General features: G+C 37.0%; 17 protein-coding genes and 1 riboswitch. Of the genes, 11 read left to right on the forward strand and 6 right to left on the reverse strand.

Translation table 11 applies throughout. From position 1 onward, the window contains the following. Positions 1-75: 75 nt before the first annotated feature. Both BMF77_RS23000 and BMF77_RS23005 read right to left on the reverse strand, forming a co-directional pair. Positions 76-1,128: a tellurite resistance TerB family protein gene (locus BMF77_RS23000; RefSeq protein WP_148766106.1), complete on the reverse strand. Its 1,053-nt coding sequence runs from the start codon at positions 1,126-1,128 to the stop codon at positions 76-78. Between the two features lie 35 nt (positions 1,129-1,163). Continuing rightward, a complete protein-coding gene (locus tag BMF77_RS23005; RefSeq protein WP_148766108.1) occupies positions 1,164-1,568 on the reverse strand; it encodes a hypothetical protein in 405 nt (134 codons plus the stop codon). 115 nt (positions 1,569-1,683) lie between these two features. On the opposite strand from BMF77_RS23005, the gene BMF77_RS23010 reads away from it, so the two are divergent. From BMF77_RS23010 to BMF77_RS23025, 4 genes are all read left to right on the forward strand, one after another. Beyond that, positions 1,684-3,171: a dolichyl-phosphate-mannose--protein mannosyltransferase gene (locus tag BMF77_RS23010; protein WP_148766110.1), complete on the forward strand. Its 1,488-nt coding sequence runs from the start codon at positions 1,684-1,686 to the stop codon at positions 3,169-3,171. Between the two features lie 512 nt (positions 3,172-3,683). After that, entirely contained in the window at positions 3,684-5,990 is a 2,307-nt protein-coding gene (locus BMF77_RS23015; RefSeq protein ID WP_148766112.1) for an ATP-binding protein, read from the forward strand. Further along, complete coding sequence (locus BMF77_RS23020; RefSeq protein ID WP_148766114.1) at positions 5,938-6,378, forward strand: response regulator; 441 nt, start codon at positions 5,938-5,940, stop codon at positions 6,376-6,378. The genes BMF77_RS23015 and BMF77_RS23020 overlap by 53 nt, the downstream gene beginning before the upstream one ends. A 91-nt stretch (positions 6,379-6,469) precedes the next feature. Continuing rightward, the gene (locus BMF77_RS23025; protein WP_148766116.1) at positions 6,470-7,633 is read left to right on the forward strand and encodes a hybrid sensor histidine kinase/response regulator; all 1,164 of its coding nucleotides are present in this window, start codon (positions 6,470-6,472) and stop codon (positions 7,631-7,633) included. 39 nt (positions 7,634-7,672) lie between these two features. Here the strand turns inward: BMF77_RS23025 and BMF77_RS23030 are convergent, their stop codons facing one another. Continuing rightward, positions 7,673-9,256, reverse strand: coding sequence for a B12-binding domain-containing radical SAM protein (locus tag BMF77_RS23030; protein ID WP_148766118.1), 1,584 nt, complete (start codon positions 9,254-9,256; stop codon positions 7,673-7,675). A 322-nt stretch (positions 9,257-9,578) separates the two neighbouring features. Between BMF77_RS23030 and BMF77_RS23035 the strand changes: the two genes are divergently transcribed. The 6 genes from BMF77_RS23035 to BMF77_RS28245 all read left to right on the forward strand — a co-directional run bounded on the left by BMF77_RS23035 (position 9,579) and on the right by BMF77_RS28245 (position 11,955). Next, complete coding sequence (locus BMF77_RS23035) at positions 9,579-9,896, forward strand: S1 RNA-binding domain-containing protein (protein WP_148766120.1); 318 nt, start codon at positions 9,579-9,581, stop codon at positions 9,894-9,896. A 78-nt stretch (positions 9,897-9,974) separates the two neighbouring features. Continuing rightward, positions 9,975-10,208, forward strand: a complete 234-nt coding sequence (locus BMF77_RS23040) for a DUF433 domain-containing protein (protein WP_148766122.1) — start codon at positions 9,975-9,977, stop codon at positions 10,206-10,208. Then, positions 10,205-10,579 (forward strand): DUF5615 family PIN-like protein, encoded by a 375-nt coding sequence (locus BMF77_RS23045; RefSeq protein ID WP_148766124.1) that lies wholly within the window; start codon positions 10,205-10,207, stop codon positions 10,577-10,579. Before BMF77_RS23040 ends, BMF77_RS23045 begins: the two co-directional genes overlap by 4 nt. Positions 10,580-10,647: 68 nt before the next feature. Further along, positions 10,648-11,238 carry a hypothetical protein gene (locus tag BMF77_RS23050; protein WP_148766126.1) on the forward strand — a complete coding sequence of 197 codons (591 nt, stop codon included), beginning with the start codon at positions 10,648-10,650 and terminating at the stop codon, positions 11,236-11,238. A 238-nt stretch (positions 11,239-11,476) separates the two neighbouring features. Continuing rightward, positions 11,477-11,821: a nucleotidyltransferase domain-containing protein gene (locus BMF77_RS23055; protein ID WP_148766128.1), complete on the forward strand. Its 345-nt coding sequence runs from the start codon at positions 11,477-11,479 to the stop codon at positions 11,819-11,821. Then, positions 11,818-11,955, forward strand: a complete 138-nt coding sequence (locus BMF77_RS28245; RefSeq protein WP_233467005.1) for a hypothetical protein — start codon at positions 11,818-11,820, stop codon at positions 11,953-11,955. Before BMF77_RS23055 ends, BMF77_RS28245 begins: the two co-directional genes overlap by 4 nt. Before the next feature lie 31 nt (positions 11,956-11,986). Here BMF77_RS28245 and BMF77_RS27470 read toward each other — a convergent pair whose 3' ends face one another. The 3 genes from BMF77_RS27470 to hemE all read right to left on the reverse strand — a co-directional run bounded on the left by BMF77_RS27470 (position 11,987) and on the right by hemE (position 14,786). Next, a complete protein-coding gene (locus BMF77_RS27470; RefSeq protein ID WP_210422252.1) occupies positions 11,987-12,148 on the reverse strand; it encodes a hypothetical protein in 162 nt (53 codons plus the stop codon). A gap of 63 nt (positions 12,149-12,211) precedes the next feature. Then, positions 12,212-13,168 (reverse strand): NAD(P)-dependent oxidoreductase, encoded by a 957-nt coding sequence (locus tag BMF77_RS23060; RefSeq protein WP_148766130.1) that lies wholly within the window; start codon positions 13,166-13,168, stop codon positions 12,212-12,214. A gap of 565 nt (positions 13,169-13,733) precedes the next feature. Next, the gene (gene hemE / locus BMF77_RS23065; RefSeq protein ID WP_148766132.1) at positions 13,734-14,786 is read right to left on the reverse strand and encodes a uroporphyrinogen decarboxylase; all 1,053 of its coding nucleotides are present in this window, start codon (positions 14,784-14,786) and stop codon (positions 13,734-13,736) included. Positions 14,787-15,706: 920 nt separating this feature from the next. After that, positions 15,707-15,820: riboswitch (cyclic di-AMP (ydaO/yuaA leader) on the forward strand. A 157-nt stretch (positions 15,821-15,977) separates the two neighbouring features. Here hemE and BMF77_RS23070 point away from each other — a divergent pair. Further along, a complete protein-coding gene (locus BMF77_RS23070) occupies positions 15,978-16,622 on the forward strand; it encodes a universal stress protein (protein ID WP_148767198.1) in 645 nt (214 codons plus the stop codon). Positions 16,623-17,118 lie beyond the last annotated feature (496 nt).

Raw genomic sequence — 17,118 nt, forward strand, 5'->3', positions numbered from 1 at the left:
TTAAATCCAAATATTTTATAACCAAAGCCATTAGGGGCGCAGGACCTACGCCCAAAATAGGGTTATCCCTTAGATTTAGGCAAACTCAATCGTACGCACAAAATCTAAAATAGCTTTTTTCATTTTTTTCGCTTCTGCTTTCATAGAACCAGGTACTTCACCATTTAAAAAGCTGCGTTGACTACTAACTATATACAAACATTCATTATTGACAAAGGACAATAATCCTCTATAGGCATCTAATCTCATCCCATTGCCATTAGTTTCATGCTTGGATATAGTTGAACCTTGAGGCATATTTACTAATACATAGTAATAACTTTCTAAAGTATCTTGCCAATATTCTTTATGTTTCACTTCCGCCGTAGGAACATGAGAAATAATTGCTTGAGGCACATATTTATCTACCAAAACTTCATGCAGATATACTTCATTTTCTTGGGATTCTAGATCACCAATTTGTTCTAGAGAGAGAGGATAATAATCAATTCTGAGTAAAGTACCAGTATCGTCCGAAAAACTTACCATTCCTTCCTCTGTTTGCAGTTTTCCTCCCTGTTCAACATTTAAAGGAATAGGAACTATAAAGTTACCCAAAGGTGATTGATAAAATTGTTCACCAGCTTCATTAAAAATGACTGCTTCATATTCTTCTTCGAGATATTCTTCCTCATCCCCAGCTTCTATTGAGTCAATTATCTCTTTAATAATTTCTTCTGCTTCTTCATCATCCAGTTCTAAAGCTATTTGTAGTTGTTTCAGAAAAACTTTTTTATTTGCTGGAATAATTAAATTTTCCGCATCTAAAAGCATAATCACTCCAGCCGCAAAACCATCTAAAACTGCCTCATCAGAAATTCCCGCACTGGCAGCATTAAATAAAGAACCTAATCCAGCCTCTCCGGCAATTTCTATGAGTCTGTCCACCGTTTCTAGCATTTCTTCTTCTGAGTATTCATCAAATATCTCAAACTCCCAGAGAATATCAGCTAAACTTTCTGCATCTATGTCTTCACTGCCAGAATCAACTATGGTGGTAATCACCGCAATTGCCGCTACGGCTTCTTGTTCATTCAATGATTCTTTGATCGGCTCTTTCGATTTGAAAATATAATCATACTTTGTCATAACTTCTATCTCCTCAATTAATTTGTTGTTTGCACTTAATTACTAGGTTGAGAAATCCGGGTTTCAATATCTTCTAGTGTCCGTAATAATAGACGATTTGCCTGTAATTGCCAACCCCATTTTTGAATTCTAAAAGCCGCTACAGTCCCCCCGATAGCTGCTAATAAGCCCATGGGTTGATTTAGGGAAATCCCCAATAATAAACCCAAACCAGCAATTCCCCAAAATGGCAAGGCCACCGTCTGTCTTTGCTCCTCCACAACTTCTGCAATTTTACCAGATGGTATTGTAGCTAATAATGTCGCTTTTAGTTGCCTCTGTTCCGCTAATGGTACTGATAAACTAATCTTGCGGCGGAGTTTTTCCATTTTGCGGGCATCAGTGCTATACTCCGTAAGTTCATCTTCTGCCATTTTTAGCAGTCGTTCTAATTGTGACATAGTAGATTAAGTTTTTTGACTGTATTAGAGCTATTATTCTATATTTGTGGACAACAAGATCCCCGATTTCTTAGAGAAGTCGGGGACCTAACTCGAAAAACACCTCAAGAACATCATGAAAAAAACTTGGTTTCGATTAGGCATAATAGGCATATTTCTACTTTCCTTGAGTTTACGTTTTTGGGGAATCAGCCGATTTAATACTTTAGTATTTGATGAAGTTTATTTTGCCAAATTTGGTAACAACTATCTTACTCATACACCATTTTTTAATGCTCATCCACCATTAAGCCAATATTTGATCGGGTTGGGGATTTGGATTAGTAAATACATTCCCCTTGGTCGAGATCCTGTAAATAGTCTCACAGATTCTTTATTATCTCCTTGGAATTATCGGTGGGTAAATGCGCTAACTGGTTCATTAATTCCCGTAGTCATAACTTTATTAACTTATCAATTTAGTCATCGTCATCGGTTTGCTTTATTGGCAGGATTTTTTACAGCTTGTGATGGCTTATTTTTAGTAGAATCTCGTTATGCTTTAAGTAATGTCTATATAGTTATCTTTGGTTTACTCGGACAATGGTTATTATTATTAGCATTAGAAAAGCGAAAACGGTGGTTTTGGTTAATTCTCTCTGGAATCAGTTTTGGTGCTTGTATTGGCACAAAATGGAATGGTTTATGGTTTTTAACTGGTGCTTATGGTGTATGGATAGCAGCTTGGATAATTCGCTGGTTGCAATCATTTGATCATACATCTCGCGTGCCATTATTTTCTTATTTACACTTTTTTAATCACCCTAATAATTCCCCAACTGATACCATAAAATCACCCTTGCAAAATCTGACAAAAATAAATATTTGGCAGATGTTTTCCTATTTAGGAATTATTCCGGCAGTTATTTATAGTCTGATTTGGATTCCTCATCTCCAACTTGATAAAAGATATGGATTTATTGAAGTTCATAAACAAATTTTACACTTTCATCTCCAATTAGGTGGAAATAGTCCTAGCGTTCATCCTTATTGCGCTGCATGGTATAAATGGCCATTGTTAACTCGACCAATGGCTTATTATTATCAAACTGCTCAAAGTACCAAGAATTCCTTACCTGTCTTTGGACCGCCCTTACCTAATGGTGCTGGTAAAGTAATTTATGATGTTCATGCTATGGGGAATCCTTTTTTATGGTGGTTTGGTTTAGCGGCGATGATCTTTGTAATTGGTATGGTAATCATCACAATTACGATGCCGATAATTGAAAAAAAGCGGTTATTTATCCCGAAAAATCTTACCGCTGATACTTGGATTGGCTTATTTTTAGTCATAAATTATGGGGCTAATCTCCTCCCTTGGGTGGAGGTAACAAGGTGTACTTTCATCTATCATTATATGTCTGCGGTTGTATTTACATTCATAGCGATCGCTTGGTTTGTTGATCAATGTCTACTTAGTTATTATCGGCAAATTCGGGCAGTAGGTGTGACTATAACTTTTATCATTGTCGCTGCCTTTATTTTCTGGATGCCTATTTATCTAGGTTTACCCATGTCTCCTGATGGTTATAGAATGCGGATGTGGTTTAGTTCCTGGATTTAGTTAAAAGTAGGAATAGTGAAAGATTGAACGCAGATAAACGCAGATAAACGCAGATAAATTAATAGACATCTCCGAAAAAGATCGTAGAGACGTTCCATGGAACGTCTCTACAAGGGTTTCAAGTCACGTACATTTAATTCTCGGAGATGTCTAATGAATTAATGGCATTGCTGACTTGAAGTATGAAATTAGAGCGAAACACAATTCATACCTTCATTATGCAAAGACGAATTAATTTCATGATTTTGTGCAGCCACACATAAAATTGAAATTTCTTAATTCTTAATATATATACACAAATGCTGTAGCTTGAATCATATTACTTTTTACATTTCTTATCTATATATTTGGGAACAGTTAGTTCTTCTGTGTAAGAATAGCAGGTAAGAGCAACTATAAATATAGACTTTGCCATTATCAAAGCTACTAAACTCAAGAGAATTTTTAGAGGTGTGAGGAATTGAGATGAAATCTACATATTTTATTCTCCAAAATTATCGGGGAAGGGTTTTATGGATATCAATATCAAGCAGCAACATATTAATATCACTAGCTTAAAAGAAGCAGCGATACATCTAACTAGTGAAATTCAATCGCATGGAATTTTGTTAGTCTTACAAGAGCCAGATTTACAAATATTACAAATTAGTCAAAATACTTTTAATACTTTTGGCATATCTCCAGAAGATATGGTGCAACAGAAATTAGAATATCTACTAGATCCTTACCAAATTCAAAAAATTAAATTTTGGTTATCAGAAAAAAATCTAGATTTTATTAATCCTAGCAAAATCTGGATTAAGAAACAAGGAGATGAATATACAGTATTTGATGCAGTTTTTTATCGTAATTCCGAAGGATTTTTAATCTTAGAATTAGAACCTACTGCATCTGGAGAAAATATTCCCTTTTTAAGTTTTTATCATTTAGCTACATCCTCAGCTAATCGTTTAGAAAAAAGTAAAAGTCTCCGCGATTCTAGTCAAATCATTGTGCAAGAAATCCGCAAAATGACCGGATTTGACAGAGTGATGTTATATAAATTTAGTGATGATGGACATGGTTCTGTGATTGCTGAAGAAAAAACAGATGCTTTAGAGTCTTATTTAGGATTACATTATCCAGAATCAGATATTCCTCAGCCAGCACGACAATTATTTTTAGAAAACTCGATTAGAATTATCCCCGATACAAACGTTCAATTATCAGCCGAACTTTTTCCTAAAATTAACCCAGTTAGCGGTAAACCAATTGATTTAACTAATTCAATTCTCAGAAGTCCTGCACCCTGTCATCTAGAATATTTACATAATATGGGCGTGGCTGCATCTTTGACAATTTCCTTAATTAAAGATCACAAACTTTGGGGTTTAATTGCTTGTCATCATCAATCACCTAAATACGTTTCCTATGAATTACGGAAAGCTTGTGAATTTTTAGGAAGAATCATATTTTCAGAAATTTCTGGAAAGGAAGAAACAGAAGACTACGACTATCAAATAAGTTTAAAACAAGTTCAATCACTATTGGTTGAATATATGTCTCAAGCAGAGAACTTTACTGATGGTTTAGTCAGAAATCAAATAAATCTGCTCAATTTAACTAATGCTGAAGGTGCAGCAATCTATTTTGCTGGAAAGTATACTCTGATTGGGAATACTCCTCAAGAGGAAGAACTGAATTTTTTAGGAGAATGGCTGAGAAATAATGTCAAAGATGAGGTATTTTCCACAAATTCCTTACCTAGTATTTATCCAGACGCGATCAGCTTTAAAAATGTCGCTAGTGGTTTATTAGCTATTCCCATTTCCAAGCAAAATTATGTATTATGGTTTCGACCAGAAGTCATTCAAACTGTAAATTGGGGTGGAAATCCCCATCACGCTTTTTCAGTTGATCAATCTGAAGGAAATATCCGGTTATGTCCCCGTAAATCATTTGACTTATGGAAAGAAATAGTGCAGTTAACATCTTTACCTTGGCAAAATGTAGAAATCAAAGCTGCATTAGAATTGCGAAAATCAATCATCAATATTGTCTTACGTCAAGCTGATGAATTAGCCCAATTAGCTGAAGATCTACAACGTTCTAATGCAGAATTGAAAAAATTTGCCTATGTCGCTTCCCATGATTTGCAAGAACCACTCAATCAAGTAGGTAATTATGTACAACTTTTAGAAATGCGCTATGAATCAGAACTAGACGCAGATGCAAAAGAGTTTATTGGTTATGTTGTCGAAGGTGTAAGTTTGATGCAGAACTTAATTGATGATGTACTCGCATATTCCAAAGTAGATACATTAGGAATTGCTTTTCAAGTTACCGAAGTAGAAACAGCTTTAAATCGGACTTTGAAGAATTTACGTCAACGCATTGGGGAAACCGGCGCAATTATTACCCATGATCCTTTACCCACAGTTATGGCTGATGAAACACAATTAATTCAGCTATTTTTGAACCTCATTGGTAACGCTATCAAATTCCGCAGCAGTCAACTACCAAAGATTCATATTAGTGCGAAAAGATTGGAGGATGAATGGTTATTTTCAGTTCAAGATAATGGAATTGGTTTAGATCCACAATTTAGCGATCGCATTTTTATTATCTTCCAACGTTTACACACTAGAGACGAATATCCAGGTACAGGAATGGGTTTGGCTATTTGTAAAAAAATCATCGAATGTCATCGGGGACGAATCTGGGTAGAGTCCCAACTCGGTCAGGGTACAACTTTCTACTTTACCATTCCCGTCAGAGGTTGTGATCATGAGCATCGAAATGATAGGAACACACAAAATAATCTTTTTAGTGGAGGATAATAAAGCTGATATTCGTCTCATTCAAGAAGCATTAAAAACCAGTTCATTACCTCATCAATTAGTCACAGTTACAGATGGTATAAAGGCTATGACTTACCTCCGTCAAGAAGGAGAATATGCTAACGTACGACACCCTGATTTAATTTTATTAGATTTGAATTTACCCAGAAAAGATGGAAGAGAGGTATTAGCAGAAATTAAATCTGATCCTCGACTAAAACGCATTCCCGTCGTCATTTTGACAACTTCAAAAAATCAAGATGACATTTTCCATAGTTACGACTTACACGCTAACTGCTACATTACAAAACCTCGTAATCTGAGTCAGCTATTCCAAATCATCCAGAGTATTGAAGACTTTTGGTTTTCTACCGCGACCTTACCATGATAATAACAAGAAAACTACTCAATGTCTAACTTGATAACTAACCTAAAAAAAGTCTACCATACTGAAAACTCGCAAGAGGTAAAACCAGGAAATGATTACCGCAACTTCCACATTAAAAATCCTATTAATTGAAGATAACTTAGCAGAAGCCAGGTTATTACAAGAGTTTATTAAACTCACAAAATCTCAAAATTTTAGTTTAGTTCACGTCCAAAAACTCCAAGACGGAATCAACCAATTAAACAGCGAAAAATACGATGTAATTTTGTTAGATCTAACCCTTCCTGACAGTCAAGGATTAGCTTCCATACCCCAGTTACTCAAGCAAAATCCTAGCAACCCCATCATAGTTCTGACTAACACAAATGATGAAGAACTAGCCATTGAAGCAGTGAGACAAGGAGCGCAAGATTATCTAGTCAAAAGACACGTAAATCCAGATACATTGGTGCGTTCTGTGCGATATGCTATAGAACGTAAACAATTTTTAGAACAATTAAATCAAATTAATCAAACATTAGAAACTCAAGTGGAAGAAAAAACTGCGGAACTTTTGAAATCCCAAGAAATTAATCAGCTTAAATCTGAATTTGTTTCCATACTTTCCCATGATATTCGTAACCCTTTAAATACCATTATTCTCGCAGCGGGATTACTACAAAGGCATAATCAAGGACAGAAAAATGATGGAGAAATCAATCATTTACAACTGATTCGCTCTGCTATCAAAAATGTATCAAATCTATTAGATGAAGCTTCATTAATTGGTAAATCTGATTCAGGTAAATTATTCTACGAACCACATATACTCGACTTAGAAAAATTATGCTATGAATTAGTACAACAATCTCAATTATTTGCCCAAGAAAAACAGTTGAATTTAATTTTTACCAGTTCCGAAAACTGTTTGAAATATCTGGGAGATGAAACCCTATTAAGGCATATTGTCAGTAATTTACTCAATAATGCCATTAAATATTCACCTCCCGATAGTACAGTCCTATTTGAATTAATCAAACAAGAAAAAACCGTAATTTTGAGATTTCAAGATCAGGGAATTGGGATGACAGAAACCGATCAAAAACAACTATTTCAACCATTTCACAGAGGAGAAAATGTGGGAATCATTCCTGGTAGTGGTTTAGGATTAACAATCGTCAAACAGTGCATTATAGCCCACAGAGGAGAAATTACAGTTAATAGTCAAGTGGGAGTAGGTTCAACATTTACCGTGACTTTGCCGATCACAAAATAGATCCCCGACTTCTCAAAGAAGTCGGGGATCTGGGTATTATTAAACTACAGCTTCTGCTTTTTCCTTAACAGGTACATAAGGTGTTTCTGCACCTTGGGCTAAATATTCAGCTAATTGACTTTCGATTTCATCACGGACAATTTGCCGATATTCCATAAAATGCTCAATGTGAGCGCAGGTAGAAACGTATTGTTCAATTACCTTGGGGTTATGCTTGAGAATACTAAAGAAGTGATGCCAGAATTTCCAACGAGTTTGTCGTTTAAATCCTTGTCGCCAAATTACAATTAATAAGGCTCTGACAACTACCCATTCTGGTGTTTTTGCTGGTGCTGTCCATTTGGGAGAACCCAACATCATAAAACAACGATAGGTGCGATCTAAATAAGCAGCAGGGTCATACAAAGCACAGAAAGCTTCCACATATTCTCTAGCCAATTCTTCTAGAGGACGGGTAGGAATGAAATTCATCAATGTAGTTTGATTGATGTTTCCATCTTGGTTTTCCCGCAATCTGCCTTCTTTGGTCAACCGATGCCATAAAGCCGTATTAGGTAACGCTTGCAACATGGCAAAGGTAGTAGAAGGAATAGCTGCAAGTTCAGCAAAACGGACAATGCGATCGCCTGCACCCGCTTTTTCACCATCAAAACCAATAATAAACCCAGCCATTGGCCGCAGTCCAGTTCTAATAATGGTTTCTACAGACTCAGTTAAAGAACTGCGAGTATTTTGGAACTTCTTAGTTAGTTGTAAACTATCTTCGTCTGGGGTTTCAATCCCCAAAAATACCGCTTTAAATCCACAGTCAACCATCAACTCCATCATTTCTTGATCTTGTGCTAAATCAATGGAAGCTTCTGTGTCAAAATTGAAGGGATATTGATGATCTGCCATCCAAACTTTTAACTCTTTCAGCAACAATTTCACATTGCGCTTATTGCCAATAAAGTTATCATCCACCATAAACACACCCCGTCGCCAACCTAAATCATAGAGATAATCTAACTCGGCTAAAAGTTGTGCAGGAGTTTTCGTTCTAGGTTTGCGACCATATAAAACAATGATGTCGCAAAATTCGCACTGGAAGGGACAACCCCGCGAAAACTGCACCGACATCATATCATAGGCATTAAACTCTAATAAATCAAAACGGGGAATGGGTGTACCAGTGACATCAGGTTTTTCAGCAGCCCGGAAAACTCCCGATTTTTCTCCCCGTTGCACAGCTTCCACAAACATGGGTAAAGTCAGTTCCCCTTCATCGAGAATCAGGTAATCTGCCCCTGCTGCTTCCACTTCATGGGGTGTGGAGGTAGGATAAGGACCGCCCAAAGCCACCAATTTACCGCGTCTTTTCGCTTCCCGAATTTGCTCCAGTAAGTCTTGTTTTTGGACAATCATGGCGGAGAAAATCACCATATCTGCCCATGCCCATTCTGCTTCTGTGGCGGCGCGAATGTTACGATCTACAAGCTTAAATTCCCATTCTTGGGGCAAAATTGCCGCTACCGTCACCAAACCCAAAGGTGGTAACAACACCTTTCTGTCAACTAGCGCCAGAATTTTCTCATAAGACCAAAATGTGCTTGGAAATATTGGATAAACTAGCAAAACACGCATAGTATCACCCCTCACGATTTATTTGTGATCTAACTGTAACTAAAAATTCAGACTAATTGACTTTTTTATCAAGCCTGTTGTATGGGAGGATGTCTGAATCAGGATGACCAGGATTTAAGGATTTACAGGATGAAGACTGGGATTTTCTCACTAATTACGTATCATCACTTGTACAAACCTCGACTTGATACTTCCTTCCCATTCCAAAATTACTCATGTTTTTTCTCTGTGTTCTCTGTGCCTCTGTGGTTCGTTATTAAAAATTTAGGTAATTTAATAGTAGGATAAGAGTAACTAGCAACTTGGGTGAAGATAATTTTTTATGGATAGTACAAGTTCGGAAAATATTAAATCTAAATATAAGCTAGGTCAGTTTGTTCTGGGAAAAGTAGAATTTCATACACCCTTTGGCGTTTTTGTCAATATTGATGATTCTTCAGTTAAGGGGTTGATCAAAATCCCTGACTTTTTAGATGAAGGGGGGATGAGTCCAGAAATGTATCCAGAAATTGGTACAACTATAGGCGCGGTTGTGGTTGGATACAATGAGAGTAATTGCCGGGAAGTATATTTAAGTGCAAAACCTAGTGTACTGCATAAAGCTCTTGTACCTTTAAAGATTCCTGCTTTAGCTAGTTAAAGCTAATTGACTTTTTTATCAATTTGCCTGTTGTATGTGAAAATAGAGAAAGAATTTTTATATTTCAGGAGTCCCACAGTGCTGGCTCAATTAGATCGCATTACTATTAATCCTAATGTTTGCCTTGGACAACCAACAATTCGAGGTATGCGGATTACTGTGGGCTTTGTGTTGAAATTACTGGCTAGTAACCTTTCGGTTCAGGAAGTTTTAGCAGCTTATCCAGAATTAGAAGATGAAGATATTCGACAGGCGCTTAACTACGCGGCTTGGACTGTTTCAGATAAAATTGTAGGTATTCCTTCGGCATGAATAACCTTCGCTTTCTTGCTGATGTACATATTTCCCCTCTAACAGTAGCAGCATTAAAATTGCAGGGCTATGACATTTTGCGGAGTACAGATTTGCTCCCTGCAACTGCGGCTGATATAGATATTTTGGAACTTGCAAGAGTTGAAGGTCGAATTATTATCACCCAAGATTTAGATTTTTCGATGTTGATAGCTGTTGGCAAGTATAACCAACCAAGTTTGGTGACATTGCGGTTATCTTCTGCAAAACCTGATGCGATCGCACAAAGATTGTTGGAAGTCTTACCTCAGTTAGAGGAAGAACTTACTCAAGGTTCAGCCCTGACAATTGATGATAACTCTGTACGTATTCGTAAGCTGCCAATTCGTTGACAATTTAAAACTAATGCCTGTAATATCATGTATGTTATAACGGTCATATCTTTACTTTGCTAAATACTATGAGTGACATAAAAAGAATAGATACAAATACTTATGTTACAGTACAGGGAGATTATGCTGTAGTTAATGAAGGTTCTAGCTATGGAATCATTAATATCCATACAAAGCAGGTAATTGCTCGCAATATCATATCTTTTCTGGATTGTGTTAAAACATTAGAATATATCCTTGGTAATGCTGAATCTCAAAATTCAGAACCTTTGCGAACCTCCGCGTTTATTTCTGAACCAGAAGTTCCTCCTAAGTCAAGTCAGCAAGATATTAATACTGAAACTAAAAAACTAGATGAGCTAGATTTAGCCCTGGTAAGAAGTCTAGCGTCCTATTTTGAAGAAATGGATGGTAAGATCCACAAATATCATCGAGATCATCATGCATCGCGGGAAGAAGCAGATGTGATAGCAAGCTATTACTTAAAGACTGCTCATGTCCTTAGAGATGTTAAAACTATACAAGATGTCCAACACCTGATCAAATCTATAGAAACTCTCAAAGAAAAGGTTAGTCGCTACAAACACGATGGCGAAAAATACCGTTGGTCCACAGGTTTAGAAAAAGAAGTGCTAGTGAAGTTAAGGAAAATAATATAAACCTATTTCCAGAATCAACTAATCGCTCTCATTGTAAAGTTACATGATTAGAAATTACGCAAAATACCTTTAAAACTCTCTTCCCTTCGCTTCCTTCGTTCCTTCGTGGTTCATTCTTTCATGACTTCTGCCTTTTTTATTTGCATGGAAGCGATACCTTCAGCGAGTCAAGCGATTGCATGAGATAAACTAGAGGAGAGCGTTAGCGTAGCTTACCTAAGGTATCGCTCTCATACCTATGAATATTAACCTAAAAACTATTCTCACTCGCCTGAAACAAGAACTCACTGACCTGTATGGCGAACTGACAAGTCAGCGCTTACGCTATCGCTTACAACACCTCACCCTTTTTGGCTCTCAAGCCCGTGGTGATGCAGAACCTGGATCAGATATAGATGTGTTAGTGGTGCTGAAGCCTCCTGTTAACCCCGGTGAAGAAATCAAACGCACAGGTAAAGCGATCGCTGATCTTTCCCTAGAATATGATGTTGTCATTAGCTGTCTTTTCATGGACGAAACCCACTATCAAACCCGCAATGGATCTTTGCTGCGTAATATCCGTAAAGAAGGCGTTCTTCTATGACCGACGAACAACGGGAACTCCTCCTCAAAGCCCAACAGAGTTTAGAAGCTGCAAAACTCCTAACTTATATGTCAGTCCTAAACTTAAAAAAATATCATAAATTAATCCCTATTTTCATCCTGTTAATCCTTTAATCCTGGACATCCTGATTCAGACAATAATTAATTAATATCTAGCAAATAAATCATGCAGCTTCTTCTCTTTAGACCTGCGATAATTTTCAACAGCTCTATCTAAAACTGATTGAATTGTCTCACCAGAGTCCTCTACCATTGTTAGCAGGGTTTTGTGTGTGGTTTCACTGATAGTAACTTTTAGCTCAGGCATGACTTGTTCTCATAGCTCACTAACATCATTATAGTAGTTGCAAGGGCTAATGTCTGAAATAGCTTAATTCCCAGCTTTCACGCCGCTAATTTTCAAAACATCACTCATCGTTGCACAGTAATTTGGTAAATTGAAACTGCTAGGATTAATAGCATTAGCATAGCTAAAATGACGATAATTCATACAGAATCGATCCCAAGCCGCCATTTGAATGCGGAATAAAACAATAATCACATTGGCTAAACCTAAAGATAGAGGAATGCGGAAATAAATCTTTTTATTTAAATAAGCACAAACTTCTTCAATGGCTTGATTAGCAGTTAATGCTGATTGTCCTAAAACAAATCGGCGTGGATCTCCCTGTTGTGGGGGATAATCAATTAAATATTGGATAACTGTGGCAATATCTTTACCATGAATAAAGTGAAAACTACTATCTGCTTGTAAAAAACGAATGAGATTAATATAGTTAGTAACTTCAGGAATACCAGATGTGAGATGAGAATAAGGTTTTTTATCATCACCACCTAATACTAAGGTAGGAAAAACTGTGGTAATTTGGGGAAAAATTGCTAATTTTTCAATTTGATGTAAACAATCATATTTAGAACGGATATAATCTGTCCCAATTTCCCCCGCTTCTTTAAGTGGTTTATTATCGTTGTTCAAAACACTCGCAGTGGAAAAATAAATTACCTGTTCACATTTTTGAGGATTTAACAAACTCATTAATTCTAGAGTTTTGAAGACATTAATATCAAAAATGCCCTCACCACCCCAAGAAGTGGCTGTTAATACGGCAATATCAATAGTTTTAAGTAAATCAGAGAATTTACCAATCTCTTTCATATCACCTTGGAGAATAGTAATACCGGGACGGGCTGTAGTATCAACTTGGAGTTTATTGGGGTTTCTAACTAGGAGATACAATTCGTGATTGGTGTTTTCAATTAAGGCTTCACTGATATAGTGACCAATACAGCCACTTGCACCTGTAACTAAAATGCGTTTTTTGGTCATGAAATTGGATGTTGGGGTTTTTGGGGATAGTTGAGGTCAGTGCGTAATTGTAGCATGATTTGAGAAGATAGATCCCCGATTTCTTAAAGAAATCGGGGATCTGGGTGTTAGTTAAGTTATATATTTTTTTAAATGAACCCTTCCAGACGCAGAGAAATGAGGTTTTGAGAGATTTTGCGTAAATCTTGATTAATTAGGGTAAAATTACAGTAAAGCCTTGGTGGTGAGTCTATGCGTCAAGGACTGTAAAATCTAAAGATTACAGAAAAATATTTAATTAGGTGAACGGAAAAAAACCGTAGACGCGGAGCGGCTTCTCGAAGAGTAATATGTAACGAAAAGTAAAATCGCCTCTTGCCTCTTGCCTTGCCATAACGACGATTTTCAATGCTAACCTACTTAGTCAGAATCAGGATGTCCAGGATTTAAGGATGTACAGGATGTTACTGTTAACCTATTCAAAAATAACAGAAATTTCTCTCTGTGTCCTCTGTGCCTCTGTGGTTCGTTATTTCCTCATTTCCATTTAATAAAAATCAGGTGGGCAAAAAACCCACCCAAAAAACTACACCAAAGCGTTGAGGTTTTTCGCGGTTTCAAAGAAGAAAGCCACGTTTTCCTCTGGTGTTTCTGGTAATACACCATGACCGAGATTGAGGATATGTCCCCAGTTGCCGGCTTTGCGAACGGTGTCCAAAACACGCTCGCGGATAAACTCCTTAGAACCAAATAACACACCTGGATCAAGATTACCCTGTACCTTCATCTGCTTCCCTAATCTGGCTCTAGCATCCGCCATATCTACTGTCCAATCTACAGTAATAATATCAGCACCAGAGGTAGCCATTCTTTCTAAAAGTCCGGCGCTACCTGTCACCAACAAAATTAATGGTGTGTCAGGATGAGTGGCTTTAACTTTCTCAAACACCATTTTTTGATAAGGTAGCGCAAAGGTATCATAATCTTGAGGGCTTAATTGTCCTGCCCAAGAATCGAACATTTGTACTACTTGAGCGCCACAATCAATTTGATAGCGGACATAATCAGCGATAGAATCTGCTAATTTAGTGAGTAGCTGATGGAGAATTGTCGGATCTGAGAAGGCCATGTTTTTGATGATGGAATAGGTTTTAGAACCCTTACCTTCCACCGCATAAGCTGCTAAAGTCCAAGGTGCGCCAACAAAGCCTAACACCGTTGATTGATCGCCTACTTCCTGCCGTAATGCTTGCAAAATCGTTCTGATAAACGGCAGTGCTGCTTCTGGTTCTAGAGGACGCAGTTGTTCAATTTGTTCTTGAGTGCGTATGGGCGAATAAATAATCGGTCCCTTCCCTTCCGCAATATCCATCTCAATCCCCATTCCTGGTAAGGGGGTGACAATATCGGAAAACAAAATTACTCCGTCGGGTTGGAAAGCTCTCCAGGGTTGGAGGGAAACTTCGATTGCTACTTCGGGAATTTCCGAGCGATCGCGGAATGAAGGATATTTGTCCCGCAAATCCCGGTATGCTTGCATATAGCGTCCCGCTTGTCGCATCATCCATACAGGGGGACGATCTACTTGTTCACCACGAGCGGCCCTAAGGAGGAGAGGAGCCGTTAAGGAAACACCCATTTAACACTTCGTCCTAAGTCACTTTTATATTTCACCATATAGCTTACCATCCTCCGATTCCCCTTGATCTGCCTATCTATACAGGTCTTAAGGTTGCTTGACTTAACTTAACAAAACGTTACGATTTTCTTTTCAAATCTGGAATCTGGAATTGTAGATTTGAAAATTTTTACAACCAGGGAACTGGATTATGATTCTAACACACAAGCGTTGGTTATTATCTTATTGGTTGGGTATCTTAGCTGCTCTTTTATTCAATTCATAAATGAGATAAACATAAAATGCACAATTTTTTAAATTTCAAAAAAGAAAAATTACTGCGTCAATAACTCCCCCACCGTTCTGATGTTATTGATGATTATTGATTTCAAACAAAGATGTAAAATTATTCTTAGCGTCTTTACGCGAAATTAAATCAGCATATATCAAGTTATTAGTAAACGAAGTGCTAAAAAATGCTAATGACTCTGCAAAAATTAGCCTTGTTAACAAACACTAGTAGTTTGTCAAGATAAAAATGATGGACTGTAGTGTGAGCGTCTCGCTCACGCGGGCTTTTCGGCCCGCACTACCAAAAACCCGTCAAAATAAATTTGACAGACTACTAGCTAATGATAAGCTTAACAGTAACAACCAATAAGTATGATGAACACAGTAGCAGAGGGATAAAACCAGAAGTTAATTTTTCCTAAACTTTGGTAAATAGCCATTAAACATAGTTTAACAATGAATTATGGCTAAATTCTGACTTCTAAATTTTTGCTAAGTTGAAGTAGTTTAAATCATTAAATATTAGAGAAAATAGGGGAAATCAGTAATTAAGCTGCTCACTACAAGCATATCCTCAATATTCTTAAACTTGACTTTATCTAAACCTAGTGTAATAGTATTACTATATTTTTAGTGGGTAGCCTAATCCAAATTCATGAAAGCTGAATTTGAAGCGGAGGAACCAAGTATTTGGGGCTAATCTTATGAGAGACACCTTCCAGTCTTAGCCCGTCAGCTAACTCCGTCGGCAATGGAAGGAACCTCCAAAACTTTGGCTGTAACACCAGTTATGATTGGGGCTTCCTTAATCAATTGCGGATTTTGGATTTAAGATAAATCTAATATCTAAAATTGTTATCCCTGCTTCTCGTTGGTTAATCGTTTCAAGGGAGAGAAGTTAAAACTGTGAAAATCAAAACAATGTTGGCACGTTTGCAAAGTGCGATAGGTCGTGATGACTTAATTGAACAAATGGTGCTATTACCAGAGACTCAAAAATCATTTGCTAAAAGAGGTTCCCAGACAAAATCAGCTAACTTAATTGTCGGCTATAATGGTTCACCTCAAAGTCATACAGCCCTAGATATTGCCTGTTGGATTGCCTACCAAACGAGTTTAGCAACTAACTCGCAAGTTACAGTTCAAGCTGTTTATGTAGTAGAAGAAAACTGCAATTATCAGTATGTTGATATATTCAATGTTGCTGATAATAAAGCTCAATTAGAATGCCAATTAAGTAATATATCAAAGCCAGTCACGTTGCGATTAAATCAACCCAAAAGAACAGCAATTTTACCGCAGTTAGGAAGAGAATCGAGAACTTATCTCCAGGAAGCAGATAGAATTCTTTGGCAAGCAAAAACTTTAGCCGAAGAATGGCAGGGTTCATTTAAATCTCATTTACGGTTTGGTAACATTGTTAAAGAACTTAATCAGGTTGTAGAATTAGAAACTGCTGATATTCTATTTTTAGGCTGCAAATCTATCAATCATCCGCTGATTGAAACACTAGGTCATAATTTTCCTTGTGCAGTTTTAGGTATTCCTAATTGTATTGATGAATAATCTCGGTTTTCAATTACAGTAATTTGAAATTCCATTCTTACAGAGGAAACAAAGAACTGGCAAGAGGGTGGGGTCTAAATCTTCACCCAAAACTTGCTACTTACAGCACTTTCCGGCGCACAAATATTTGTACTGAGTTTTTTCATAATTAAAAATACTTAAAAAGCCTGTATCGTCTCCTTTTTAATTATTAATTTTTAATTCTGCCCTGCGGTACTAGCCAATTTTTAAGCGACAATAGGAACATAAGAGAATGGAGTTAATAAACAATACCTTCACCAAATTGGAAAAAGCCTTGATTCGTAACAAAAATGCCAAAGGTATTGAGGAAAATACTCCTTGTGTTAAATAATAACTAGTTAAGCACTAGTAGGTAGAGGTGGAATATGACAACCCAAAATTTGCTGATCCCTCATGCTTATACGTATCTGCTTGTGAAAATTGGTGTTTTAGTTCTAGCATTGTTGCTGTGGTTTATATTTACAGCAGCCCCTGT

Source organism: Dolichospermum sp. UHCC 0315A (assembly GCF_008121535.1).
Lineage (GTDB): Bacteria > Cyanobacteriota > Cyanobacteriia > Cyanobacteriales > Nostocaceae > Dolichospermum > Dolichospermum lemmermannii.